Origin of the sequence: uncultured Brachyspira sp., assembly GCF_949287625.1 — a bacterium.
Lineage (GTDB): Bacteria > Spirochaetota > Brachyspiria > Brachyspirales > Brachyspiraceae > Brachyspira.
In genome coordinates this window covers 1-13,528 of sequence record NZ_CASEGO010000086.1, presented here as the reverse complement: position 1 = coordinate 13,528, position 13,528 = coordinate 1, and the positions used below count along the sequence as shown (strand labels likewise).

Genomic DNA, 13,528 nt, shown 5'->3' with positions numbered 1-13,528 from the left:
CATAGCTATTCCTTTTTGTTTGTTGTGATAATTTAAATTATAAGGAATACCTCCTTTTTTTAAACTAAAACTGTGCAATATCTATGGCTCTTAAACATTTTATAAATAAAATATTTGTTTGTAATTATATTTTTTTATTATATAATACCTAAAATCATTTTATAAAATTTTTTTAGAAATAGTTAGTTTTCATGCACAACATATGTATAATAACAGATATAGGTACGATATATGGGTTCGGACATATTACCCGTATGAAGTTTATAGCAAACAGGCTTAAAGAATACTATAATTTTGTATTTTCTTCTATTAATAATAACAGCGATTTATTTAAAGATAAAACTATACAAAGCTGTAAATATAATGAAATAAAATCATTAAATCCTTATTTAATAATAGTAGACAGCAGAGAAGTAGAATCTAAGTTTATAAAAGAATTAAAAACTATAAGCAATGTTATAATAATAGACAGTGTAGGAGATGAGAGAGCTTTTGCTGATATAGTAATAGAGATGCTTCCAAATATAGATAATTCTAAAGATGTTAATATAAAGCCTTTTATAGCTACTATACTTAATTCTAATATAAAACCAAAATATGATGAGAATGCCCCAGTTCTTCTTTATTTAGGATTTAATAATGATTTGAAAAAAAAGGCAATAGATATTATAAGTAAAATAGAAGATAAAAACTTTGTGCTTATAGAAAAAGAAGAAGAAAGCGGATACAGTAATATAAAGTATAAAGACTTTAGTCCGGATATATTTGTAATCCCATACAGTGCTGTTATAACATATTTTGGTCTTACAGCATTTGAATGTATAGAAGCCTCAATACCTACAGTACTTCTCTCTCCTACAAGATATCATGATGATTTGGCAAGAAGCAAAGATGAATTATTTTTTAATTTGGGATTTTTTGAAGATGTTAATACAAATGAAGCGGTTTCAAAATTAAAAGACTTTTTATTTAATAAAGATACTCAAAGTAAATATTTAGAAAACGGCAAGTCTATAAATACAGAAAAATCACTTGAGCGTATAAAAACAATAATAGATAATATAAAAGATTTTAAAGATATAATATGTCCTTTCTGCGGAAGTACTCATATAGAGATGAAAAACAGAAATATAGAGTCCAATCTTTACAGCTGCTTAAAATGTCATACTTTGTTTAGAAAATACTTTCTTCCTCCATTTACGGATTATTCTTCCAAATATTTTGTAGAAGATTATAAGAATCAATACGGAAAAACCTATGAAGAAGACAGTAAAAATCTAACAGCCTTAGCAAGAAGACGTTTAGAAAAAATAAAAAAACTAAAGCCTAGAGGTAAAGTTCTTGATATTGGAAGTGCTATGGGATTTTTTCTTAATGAGGCAAGAGAATGCGGCTATGAAACTGAAGGAATAGAGATAAGCGAATATGCTTCATCATACTGCAGAGATACTCTTAAACTTAATGTTCATAATTGTTCGCTTCTTGATTTTGAATATAAAGAAAAAGAATATGATATAATAACAGCTTGGTATGTTATAGAGCATATTTATAATTTTGAAAATATTTTAGAGCGTATAATATATTCTCTAAAAGATGATGGTATATTAGCTTTTGCTACACCTAATGGATATGGTCTTAGCGGAAGATTTAATAAAAATTATTTTTCTATTGTGCCAAGCGATCATGCTTTTGAAGCTAATCCCAAATCTTTGGATATACTTTTATCAAAATATTCCTTAAAATGTATAAACCTAGAAAACCAAAGTGTTTATTATAATAGATTCTGCGATATATTTAATTTAAAGTTTATTAGTAAAAATAAATTACTGTACAAAATATACAATATTTCAGCCAAAAAGAAAAATCTAGGCGATACATTTGAGTGTATATATCAGAAATATTAATAAATAAGTACCATTTTTATACATAAAACCAATAAAAATGTAAAATAATTTTATAAAAAATGTTTACAATATTTTATTTTTTACATATAATACAAGTATGAGAACTTATTTTACAATAATTAGGAAATAATATTATGAAAATGCACAATAGTTTAAGCTTCAAAATCACAGCCATGATTAATTTATCGATAGTTATAATGGTAGCCTTACTTTTAATCATTTCCATAAAAATGGCAAGCAAAGCATTAATTGATACCAGATTAGAAGGTTTTTCTAATATACTTTCAGGCTACAGCTCTTTATTTGACAGCTGGATTAATGATCAAAAGATGTTAATTGATACTTATAGCTTTCACCCAGATATTTATAACTTGATAGAAAATCGAACAGAAGATAATATGAATTCTGCTTATAATTCAATAAGCGAATATGTTAATTATAATAAATATATAATTAATATGGGTATATGCGATTCTAATGGTATATGTATAATAGATTCAAGTATGAGCAGCAATTTATTGGGTAAAGATATATTATCTATTCACCCAGAAGCAGCTTCCGATATGAAAAATGCAGGCAACACTGTAACATTTTCTAAAAAAATAACAAAATCAATAGCTAAAGGAGTATGGGCTATATTTGCATGTACTGGAATAAAAGATGAAAGCGGTAATCTAAAAGGCTATTTATATGTTATGTATGATTGGACAGGAGTTAATAGATTATACTTCAGCAATATAGAATTATCAGAAAATATTAATATATTTGCTATAGATAAGGATTTAAATATTATTATACATACAAATCCGGAAAGATTAGGAATGAAAACCAGTGATAATTATAGAGCCAATTTTGAACAGGGAAGCGGTATTGACAGCTATATTTCAGGAGCAGATACAGGCTCACAAAAAAGAATATCTATTTTTAGTAAATTATCATCTTCTCCTTGGCTTTTGATAGTAAGTATAGTAGAAAGTGAAGTATATGCAAAGAGCAGACTTTTGGGTATAGTTATATTCTTAATAGGGGCAGTTTCTATAATACTGATTTCTATTTTTGTATTTTTATTTATACGAAGTGTAATGAGAAGATTGACATATATATCTGATGAGGCAAAAGATATAGAAAAAGGCATTTTAACACATAAAGCTGATAATAATATAATAAAATCTAATGATGAGCTTGGAGTACTTTCAAATTCATTTGATGCTATGAGAGATAAACTTACAGATATTATTACAAAAGTAAAGGAAGAGCTTGATGATATAAAAAATATTACAGAAAATTTGGTAAAAGGCAATAATAATTTATCAAAGCGTACAGAAGATCAGGCAGCCAGTTTACAGGAGACCGCCAGTTCTATGGAGGAGATGGCTTCTACAATAAAGTCTTCTACAGATAATGCTATTATGGGAAATAACATGATGACAGAGTCTAAAAATTCAATAGAAAAGGCAGGAGATATAATATTAGAAACTACAAATAATATAAGCGAAGTTAATGAAGCAAGCGAAAAGATAAAAAATATTACCAAGATTATAGAAGATATAGCCTTTCAGACAAATATATTAGCTTTAAATGCTTCAGTAGAGGCTGCACGTGCGGGAGATCAGGGCAAAGGTTTTGCTGTAGTTGCAAGTGAGGTAAGAAATTTAGCACAAAATACACAGTCTTCAATAAAAGATATTACCGAACTTGTTAATAATACATATGAAAGTATTTTAAAAGCCTCAAATAGTGCTTCAGAATCCCAGAATATATTTAATGAAATTAAAGAAAAAATAGATGAAACCTCAAAAATAATTCTTGAAATAAGAGAAACAGCAGTGGAGCAGCAGTCTGGGGTAGATCAGGTAAATATTGCCATAGCAAAAATAGATGATGCTACCAATCAGAATGCACTTTTAGTGGAGGATTCTAACAGAGCGTCAAATGAAGTTCTTGATAAGATAAGAGTCTTGGAAAATACTATCAGCTTTTTTAAGATATAAAATAGTTTGTCATTATAAAGTTTTATGACATATATAGCTTATATTTTACGATTATAATTATGAATTTGTTATAATTATGTGTTATGTTAATTGTTTTTAAACTGTTATTTAACAATATAAAAATATGATACAAGGAAAAAGTGATCATGAAAAAAATAATTTTAATTATGTCTTTAAGTTTTATATCTATAGTAGCATGTAAAAGTGCACCTGTAGCTACTGGACCTGAAGAGGGAAGCGGATTTAAGACAACAGAAGCCACTAATCAAAATGCAAAAGGTTATAACTTGCCTGATGGTGCTGCAGTTAGAGAAACTCCAAGAGGTAAGGTATTAGTACTTCATGACCCTAAATCTAAAACAGATATCGGAAAAAGCGGAAATTCTGCTTATGAAGTGAAATTCGGATTTGATAATACTGTAGAAATAGGAAGCTATAAAGAGGCTTATAATTTAGTTTATCAAATAATAAAAAATAATCCAAATATACGAATAATGGTAGAAGGTAATTCCAGCAAAGAAGGTCCTGCTCCATATAATTATCAGCTTTCTCAAAGAAGAGCAGATACCAGTTTTAATTATATAATAAAATTAGGCTCTGAAAACAGCAAATTATTGAAAAATGCTTTCGGAGAGGCTTTACCTGAGTATCCTACACTTAAAGAAAATAGAAGATGTGAATTTATCATCATAATGAATGAAGATGATTTGAAAAAATATAACGATTTTGCTAAAACTGTCGACATTAACAAAGAAACAAATTAATGCCGAGGTTTTAACAATATAATGAAAAAAATCATATTTATATTTTTTACTTTATTGATCTTTGTCATAGCATGTAAGAGCACTCCTAAAAACAGTACTCCTGAAGATGTTGTTATAGCAGAAGAGCCTGCACCTGTTGTTGCAGCTGAAGAAGAAAAAACTGCAGAGCTTTATTTGCCTGAAAACACTTCTATAAGAGAAACTGACAGAGGAAGAATACTTGAAACTAATCCGAAAATTATATTCAAATTGGTAGAGACTGATATGCCCCTATCTGCTGAAGCGGCATTTGATCAGGTAATAGAGTTCTTGGATAAAAATACTAATGCAAATATAATTTTGGAAGCACATACAAGCAATAGGGGAATAGCTTATCCTTATAACTATAATTTATCTGTTGTAAGAGCTAAAAATGGAAAAACATACTTGATAGATAAAGGAGTAGCTTCTGACAGAGTGATAGAAAGTCCTTTGGGTGAGGCACTTCCAGAATATCCTACTCAAGATGCTTTAAGAAGATATGAGTTTGTCATAATAGAAAATGATGATGATATGCTTAAGTATAATACATATATCTCTCAGCTTGATGTTAGACAGGAAAGCACATATCAAGGAAATTAATTTTTATTTCTAAAACATAAAAATAAACCTCCTTTTAGAAATAAAAGGGGGTTTTAAACTTTTAAGGAAATTTTTATTTATGAAAAATATTATTTTTAGTTTTTTATTTTTAATAGCTGTATCATTTTCAGCTTTTTCTCAAACTAATGAAGCAGAAAATACATCATCTCCTGCAGAAGCATCATCATACCTGCCTAACGCCGAATATGAAAATGCTTTTAAATATGGAACACCTTCACAAAAAATAGCTGCCATCGGAAAAATAAGAAGAACAAAAAATGAAGCCGATATTGCTATGCTTGCAGCTTATTATCCAGAAGAGATGAATAGCAGAGTAAAAACAGAAATTATTAATTTCTTTAAACAAATAAAAAATGATAATGCTAAAAGTATAATAGAATATGCTATAAAAGATGAAAATGATAATGTAAGAAAAGAGGCTTATTATTTATGTTCTATTTACCCAGATATTCAATTTGAAAGCGGTATAATGGCAGAAATTACAAATGCTTCCGGATTAGTATTAGACAGTATGGTAAATGCATTAGGGGCTATGAAATCAGAAGCTGCTGCTGATTATCTGCTTGAAAAATATACTAATAATACAGTAGCCTCTTCTACAAAAGTTGAAATATTAAGATACTTCAGTGAAACTAAAAATCCTAAAGGCGAAGAGATTTGCCGTAATGCATCTCAGAATGCCGGAGAGCCTGCTTTGGTGCGTTATATGGGAGTTGTAGCTTTGGGAGCTTATCCTAGTGCTGAGAATTATGAAATACTTCAAAAATTATTAGCAGAGGATTTACCAGAAATTACTGCAAGAGTTATATATATACTTCCAGAGTATAGTGCTTATGGTGATGTAAAAGAGAATATAGTTGAAGCTGCAAAAAATGATAGCGATTCTGTTAGAATATATGCTATAAAGGCTTTGAATAATTATAAATCCGAACCTGAAATAGAGGAGCTTTTGCTTTACAGACTTAAAAATGATAATTCTGAAGCTATTACTACAGAAATACTTAATTTGTATAAAGATTCTCCTCCTACTGGAAATATGTATGAGGCTATAAAAACATTAGCAGCATCTTCGGCAAGTGATAAAATAAAGAACTTGGCTAAATCTATAGTAGGTGATGATAGCAGTCAGGGCAGTTCTACAATAGAAGAATCTTTATCTGGTAAAGAATCTGATAAAGAGAGCAATTAATAATACAGTATATAAATATTGTAACTTTAATGAGACGCACGTAGAATAAATTATTTAAATATAAATTCATTAATAATTCTAATTTTCATTACTTATGAGAATTAAGTTAAACGTGCGTTGAAAAGTATCATAAATTTAAATAACGCTTGGGTGGGCAGACAGAATAACAGTAAAAGCTAAAAAATGAAAATTATTTATAAATAGTATAATAACGCTTAAAAATTTAAAGGGTGGGAATTAGAATAAATTTTTTAACTTTACTTTAATCCCCGCCCTTTTAGATTTTAAAGACTTTATTTTTTAATCGGTTTTTATTAAATCTATATTGCATATATTTCTTAAAGTACACCCGCCCAAAGCGTGATTTAAATTTTAAATTCACTCAACGCACGCAGAGTTGATTTTAAAAATACAGATTGATTAATAAATCTAATTTCTTTTATATATAAGAATCTATTAAACGTGCGTTTGGGAGTATTTAAAATTATTATCTGATTTTTAAAATGTCATAATTTCTTTCCAGTATCTGTCAAAATAATTATACATTCCCATACCTGGTGAATAGTAATTGTATATTTTACGGAAATCATTTAATGCATCTTTAAAAGAAGTATTTTTTATATAGCCTTTTCTGGCCATATATAATAATGCTATAGAAGGAGATCTTGACATTCCGAAATTACAATGAACAAGTACTTCCATATCTTTTATATGTTCATCTATAAACTCAATAGATCTTTTTATCATAGGAAAAGCATAATCAAATGAAAGACTTGATATATCTAATAGATTCAAATAAAGATCATTATTATTTTCAAAGACCTTTTTATCACCTACATTACCATGAACACCATTAACAAAACAGCTTTGACAGGCATGCACTATAGCACCTTTAAATTTTCTGCAGTCGCTGTCGCCTCCTACATAAAGATTATTATATAATTTTTTCATATTTATACGCTCCTTCTATAATATAATTAAAGGTTTTATTTTGTCAATTACTTTTCTTAATGATTACTATATTGTAAAAAATATTACGACAAAATAAGAATTTTGTTTACAATTAAATTGAATAATTAAAAACAATTATTATATTTATAATATATACTAGATACAAATGTGAATGATTTTTAAGTACAGGAGGATATATTATGAAGCCAAATTTAATATTAATGAGCCATGGTAATTTGGCATCTGCACTTATAGAGTCAGCAAAAATGATACTAGGCGATTTATCAGATTATGATATAGTTGCTATGCATGTTGATGATACATTTAATGATGTAGAGGAAAAATTAATATCTGTATTGGATAAACATAAAGATAAAAATATTTTAATAATGACTGATATATACGGCGGAACACCTTTTAATATAGCAAGCAAATTCTACAGAAAAAATGATAATATTTGTCTTATAAGCGGTGTCAATCTTGATATGGTTATAGAATATTTTTCTTCAGATATGCATGATAATACAAAGAAACTTATTGATGAACTTATAAGTGTTTCTAAAGATTCTATAACATTATATTCTAAGAATGAAAATGAAATATACAAAGATATAGATTTTTAATTTTTTTGGTGTATAATAAACTTTATGATAAAAGAATCTATCAAACATGTATTAGCTGACTATAGTATATTAGAGATTACGGGAAGAATATTTGTAGCCTATATTATGGGCATATTTATAGGCTGGGAGAGGGCACAGCATAAAAAACCAATAGGAAGCAGAACTACGAGTATAGTATGTATGGGGGCTGCTATTTTATCATGTTATGAAGATGTTTTTGCTCATGCTATTATGCTTGAAAATGAAGAGCTTATAAGGCTTGGAAGCGAGCTTTTATATACTACTCCTGATTACAACAGAATATCTGCTCAGATTGTATCTGGTATAGGATTTCTAGGTGCTGGTATGATTATACAAAACAGAGGCAAACTTCATGGTATAACAACGGCTGCTATAGTATGGGTTACTGCATGTCTTGGAATAGTTATAGGGTCTGGTCAGTGGGTATTATCTACTATAGGCTGTATTTGTATATTTTTAAGCACTTCTATTTACAGATTTTTTATACCGTACTTTATAGCAAATAAGAAAAAGTCAATAATTTATTTGATAGAATGCTCTTCAAAAATAGATATAGAAACAGAACTTGACAGATTTGGTATAAAACTTATTAATTTGGAGATATTGGGTTGGAAAGAGGCTCTTAATAATGATAAAAAGGCATATAAAGATATTGTATTATCTCCGAATCTCATAAGTAAGGTTCATATATTTGTACCTAGTCTTGATTATGTTAATATAGAAAATATATTAAAGAGTTTGGGTATAAGACCTATAAAAATGCTTGAACGTATGAGAGATAAAGTTGATTTGCATTCTCTAAAATAATAGAAAAATCAAAATTTAAAATATAATTAAAAGTTTTAATCTATGGAAAATATATACATAAAAAATTTTATTATTGATAATAATATTATAGAAGAAGAAAAAGAAATCTCTCTTTATCCTCTTACTTTGATTTCAAATAAATATAATTATTTGGCTAATTTAATTTGGTATATAGGCGATTTGCATTTCTTTGAGTTTTATAAAATTAATGATTATGAGATAATGTCTATAAGTAAAACTATAAGCGGAATAATAGAGCATTATCAGTATTCATCTGTAATTGATAATAATATGATTATAGAATGCATAGATTTTGTTAATGATATACTTAAAAAAAATAAGGATAATATTTTAAATAAATTATTTCCAGAAAATAAAAATAAAAGCATAGAAAAATTATCAATATTATGCACTTCAGATAATAATATAAATATCAGCTCAGCTTTTAATGATGAAAGCAATATTATAGATATAGTTTTTATTTATAATAATAGTTTTTCTTTTTCTTCAAGAGCTTTCTTTAGCAGGAAAATAGATATTTTTATTTTTGTTATTGAGCATATTATAAAAATACTTCTTACGGGAAACATATATAGAAATGCATACATTGCTGATTATAATGATTTTGATTATGCTATTAAAAAGAATATGGCTGTTAGAGATTTTATTTACAAAGTTCATGAGATTAACTTAAGAGAAAATAATAATAAAGAAAATAGTAATATAAAAAACAGATATGAACTTATAAAAATGTTTTTTAAAAATTATAATTCATTTAATGTATTTATAGAAAATTTTTCATTAGAAGAAGTAAAAGAAGAAAATAACAATGATTTAATTGAGTTGTTTTTGGAAACTATAAATAGAAAAAGAAATATATTTATTACATATGATAATATAAATGATTTTAATAGATTAATATCAGATAAAAGATTTGAAAATAATATTAAGGTTTATTAATTTACATTTATTATATTTTTGATATAATACTGTTATAATAATATTCGGATAATATTTATGAAATACATTAAACATTTTATAGTTTTCATCTTTTTCTTATCATGTTTATCATGCAGTAATTTACCTACAGATATTAGAGACACACAAAAACTTAAAGACAGAGCAGGCAGATATTCTCTTAATGTAAACTTTGAAGAAGATATTAAACTTGACTTTATAGTATTTGATACTGGAAATATTAATTTTATAGGAAGCAGAAATAATATTGCTAATAATTTAGGTACATATTTTTTGGGAGATCCTGAAAGCACAAATAAAACTTTTTCATTTGATATAAAAGAAACTATAAACGGGGTAGAACCTAACACATATTTTATAGATTTTTTATACTCTACATTTAGATATTCAGGAAATGAAGTATATTTTCAAAAAAAATCAGACAGCACAAATATAAAAATAAGCGAAAGAATAGGTGTTTATTACAGCAAGGATAAATTGTATAATATAACTGTAACCTCTGAGCGAATATCTTGCAGTTATTTTCCAGATGCCTATATTGATATAACTGATCCATACACTGAAGATACAGTTTTTACAAAAACAGAGAGTTTTACAAATGAAAATGGAGAAGAGTATAGTTTTACTTTGACTTTTGCTTTTACTGATAATGTTTTGAAACTTACTTTTAATATCACAGATCCTTCGTATTCTAAGTATAATAAACAAGACGAAGAGTATAGAATATCTTGGCAATAATAATATAATTATATTTTTATAAGGTTTTTATTATGATAAAAGTTTCTGTAATTGTTCCAATATACAATGTAGAGAAATATTTAAAAAAATGTTTGGATAGTATAATAAATCAGACATTAAAAGATATAGAGATAATATGTGTAAATGACTGTTCAACAGACGGTTCTAAAGATATCGTTCTTGAGTATATTCAAAAAGACAAAAGAATAAAACTTATAAATAATGAAAAAAATTCTGGTATAGGACTTACAAGAAATGAAGGAATTAATGCTTCTATTGGAGAGTATATTTCTTTTATAGATTCTGATGATTATATTTCTTGCAATTATTTAGAAGAGCTTTATAAAACAGCTTTAAAATATGATGCTGATATAGTTTTTACAAATAACCTTAATATTGTAAGGGATAATATAATAAAGCCTTACTATCATAATAGAATACATATATGGAAGAAGAAATTTAGGAATACTTGGCAGGAGGGAATAAGCAATTTTAATGTGAGCACTACAGAAAAAGAAAATACTCCAGAATATCCTTTAGTTTCAAGTGTAAATAAAATATTTAAGAGAGACTTTATTATAAAAAATAACATGAAATTTCAGAATTTCATAGTATCTGAAGACACAGAATTTTTTTATAAATATCTGCTTTATACACCAAAAATGTATTATAATAATAATGCTGAATATTATTATGTACAGAGAAAGTCATCTATAACACATTCTATAGAAAAAGATAATAAAATGGCTTCTGATTCTTTGGAAGTATTTAAAAATATATTTAATTTTTACAAAGAAAAAGATATAGGTTTGCTTGAAGAATGTAATTTTTATAATTTTACTTCTTTTTTATTTGTGTTTAATAATTATAAGGCTGATAATAAAAATGAATTCTATAAAAAATGTCATGAACTTATGAAAACTCTTAATCCAGAAATAGACAGAAAAAAGCATGCTTTTTATGCTTATAGTATGTACATAATGAAAACTTATGATGACTATAATGTATATTTAGAAAAAATAGAATCAATTAAAAAGAAAGTTTTTGATATTGCTTGGTGGATACCTTCTATTACTTTGAGAGAGAAGTATAAAAAAGTTAATTTGGATAAACTTGCAGAGAAAAATTGGAAATGATATAATTATTAATCTTTTGATAATTGAAAAAAAAACAATTTCATTATAAAGTATTGAAGTTAAGTTGAATATAATAAAATGATAGGAGAATAAATATATGGTAGTAGAGCCGAAAATTTTAAATAATATATGTATTACTGCTCATCCTCTAGGCTGTGCAAAGGAAGTAGAAAAGCAGATAAATTATGTGAAATCAAAACCAAAAGTAAAATCAAATGTTAAAAATGCACTTATATTGGGAGCTTCAGGCGGATACGGACTTGCAAGCAGAATAGCCATAAGCTACGGACTTGGGGCTAAAACTTTGAGTGTATCATTTGAGAAGGCTGCTACAGAGAGAAGAACTGCTACACCTGGCTGGTATAATAATGAGGCTTTTTCTTCATTTGCTGAAAAAGATGGGGTTAAAGATAAAAACTTGATACTTGACGCTTTTTTAAATGCTTCAAAAGAGGAAGTAATTAAAGAGGCTAAATCATTTTTTAACGGAGAGAAAATAGATTTAGTAATATACAGTTTGGCAGCCCCAGTAAGAACTGATGAATCTACTGGAACAGTTTATCGTTCATCATTAAAGCCTATAGGAAAAAAATATAACGGTATAGGCGTTGATTTTATGACTGAAGAGCTTCTTGAGGTATCAATAGAGCCTGCAAATGAAGATGATATAAAATCTACTGTTAAAGTTATGGGCGGCGAAGACTGGAAATTATGGACTGATGCTTTGCTTAATGCTGATATGCTTTCTGAAAATGCCATAAATATAGCATATTCTTATATAGGTCCTGAAATGACTAAAGCTGTATACAGAGATGGTACTATAGGAAAGGCTAAAGATCATCTTGAGGCAGCTGCTCATGAATTGGACAAAGAGATGCAGGAGAAAGTAAAAGGTCATGCTTATGTATCAGTAAATAAGGCTGTTGTAACTAGGTCTTCTGCTGTTATACCTACAGTTCCTCTTTATATAGGTATATTATTTAAAGTTATGCAAAAGAAAGGTATTCATGAAGGCTGTATAGAGCAGATGTACAGACTTATAAGTGAAAAACTTTTTAATGGCGGAGAAGTACCAGTTGACAGTGATAACAGAATAAGACTAGATGACTGGGAATTAAGAGAAGATGTTCAGAAAGAAGTTTTAGATGAGTGGAATAAACTTACAAAAGATAATGTAAAAGAAATAGCAGATTTAGCATTATTTAGAAAAGACTATATGAATATGCATGGTTTTGATGAAGAGGGTATTGATTATAGTTTGGACGTTAATATATGATATTATAATAAAGTTTAAATAATTATATTACTAGCGGAGTTTGAATATTTATATTTGAGCTTCGCTTTTTTTATTTATTGTTAGGCATTTTTTATATTTGATTATTTTATTCGTTTGATATTTAATTGCGGAGCCTTATTTTATTATTCTTACTTGATACACAGTATATTTACTTCAGTATTTAAATAAAGTTAAAATGCTCAGAATTTTTTTATTATAGTTTTTCGATTTTCTATATTATTTATAAAAAACTTGTTCGTTAATAAACCCTGTCATTCGTTAGAATTGCAGGAACTCACAAGTTTTTTATCTCTTCTATACTTAATCCTGTATATTTAGAAATAGTATTTAAATCTACTCTATCATTTTTCATGTTTTTAGCCATAGATATTTGTGTTTCTTTAATACCTTCTTTAATACCTTCTTTAATACCTTCTTTAATACCTTCTTTAATACCTTCCTCTCTGCCCTTTTTAATTCCTTCTTCTATTCCTAGTCTTCTCTCTTC

Annotated in this window: 12 protein-coding genes and 1 pseudogene; 11 read left to right on the top strand and 2 right to left on the bottom strand. The window is 27.2% G+C overall.

The genetic code is table 11. The features are described from left to right. The first annotated feature begins 191 nt into the window (after positions 1 to 191). From Q1X91_RS11795 to Q1X91_RS11775, 5 genes are all read left to right on the top strand, one after another. Positions 192 to 1,904 (top strand): methyltransferase domain-containing protein, encoded by a 1,713-nt coding sequence (locus Q1X91_RS11795; RefSeq protein ID WP_300757634.1) that lies wholly within the window; start codon positions 192 to 194, stop codon positions 1,902 to 1,904. Positions 1,905 to 2,038: 134 nt separating this feature from the next. After that, a complete protein-coding gene (locus Q1X91_RS11790) occupies positions 2,039 to 3,895 on the top strand; it encodes a methyl-accepting chemotaxis protein (protein ID WP_300757631.1) in 1,857 nt (618 codons plus the stop codon). A gap of 146 nt (positions 3,896 to 4,041) precedes the next feature. Further along, complete coding sequence (locus Q1X91_RS11785) at positions 4,042 to 4,659, top strand: OmpA family protein (protein ID WP_300757628.1); 618 nt, start codon at positions 4,042 to 4,044, stop codon at positions 4,657 to 4,659. 21 nt (positions 4,660 to 4,680) lie between these two features. Beyond that, positions 4,681 to 5,280 carry an OmpA family protein gene (locus tag Q1X91_RS11780; protein ID WP_300757625.1) on the top strand — a complete coding sequence of 200 codons (600 nt, stop codon included), beginning with the start codon at positions 4,681 to 4,683 and terminating at the stop codon, positions 5,278 to 5,280. Positions 5,281 to 5,359: 79 nt separating this feature from the next. Then, on the top strand, positions 5,360 to 6,490 hold the full coding sequence (locus Q1X91_RS11775; protein WP_300757622.1) for a HEAT repeat domain-containing protein: 1,131 nt from the start codon (positions 5,360 to 5,362) through the stop codon (positions 6,488 to 6,490). A gap of 498 nt (positions 6,491 to 6,988) precedes the next feature. Here Q1X91_RS11775 and Q1X91_RS11770 read toward each other — a convergent pair whose 3' ends face one another. Continuing rightward, positions 6,989 to 7,441 carry a dual specificity protein phosphatase family protein gene (locus tag Q1X91_RS11770; RefSeq protein ID WP_300757619.1) on the bottom strand — a complete coding sequence of 151 codons (453 nt, stop codon included), beginning with the start codon at positions 7,439 to 7,441 and terminating at the stop codon, positions 6,989 to 6,991. Between the two features lie 200 nt (positions 7,442 to 7,641). Between Q1X91_RS11770 and Q1X91_RS11765 the strand changes: the two genes are divergently transcribed. The 6 genes from Q1X91_RS11765 (at position 7,642) to fabV (ending at position 13,020) form a co-directional block, all read left to right on the top strand. Beyond that, positions 7,642 to 8,064 (top strand): PTS sugar transporter subunit IIA, encoded by a 423-nt coding sequence (locus Q1X91_RS11765; protein ID WP_300757616.1) that lies wholly within the window; start codon positions 7,642 to 7,644, stop codon positions 8,062 to 8,064. Between the two features lie 24 nt (positions 8,065 to 8,088). Continuing rightward, positions 8,089 to 8,892 carry an MgtC/SapB family protein gene (locus tag Q1X91_RS11760; RefSeq protein ID WP_300757614.1) on the top strand — a complete coding sequence of 268 codons (804 nt, stop codon included), beginning with the start codon at positions 8,089 to 8,091 and terminating at the stop codon, positions 8,890 to 8,892. 42 nt (positions 8,893 to 8,934) lie between these two features. Continuing rightward, complete coding sequence (locus Q1X91_RS11755) at positions 8,935 to 9,852, top strand: hypothetical protein (RefSeq protein ID WP_300757611.1); 918 nt, start codon at positions 8,935 to 8,937, stop codon at positions 9,850 to 9,852. 57 nt (positions 9,853 to 9,909) lie between these two features. After that, the gene (locus Q1X91_RS11750) at positions 9,910 to 10,608 is read left to right on the top strand and encodes a hypothetical protein (protein WP_300757608.1); all 699 of its coding nucleotides are present in this window, start codon (positions 9,910 to 9,912) and stop codon (positions 10,606 to 10,608) included. Positions 10,609 to 10,640: 32 nt separating this feature from the next. Beyond that, complete coding sequence (locus Q1X91_RS11745; protein WP_300757604.1) at positions 10,641 to 11,744, top strand: glycosyltransferase family 2 protein; 1,104 nt, start codon at positions 10,641 to 10,643, stop codon at positions 11,742 to 11,744. 97 nt (positions 11,745 to 11,841) lie between these two features. Next, positions 11,842 to 13,020, top strand: coding sequence for an enoyl-ACP reductase FabV (gene fabV, locus Q1X91_RS11740; protein ID WP_300757601.1), 1,179 nt, complete (start codon positions 11,842 to 11,844; stop codon positions 13,018 to 13,020). A gap of 295 nt (positions 13,021 to 13,315) precedes the next feature. Here fabV and Q1X91_RS11735 read toward each other — a convergent pair. Further along, positions 13,316 to 13,528: pseudogene (locus Q1X91_RS11735) on the bottom strand (hypothetical protein); the annotation flags it as partial.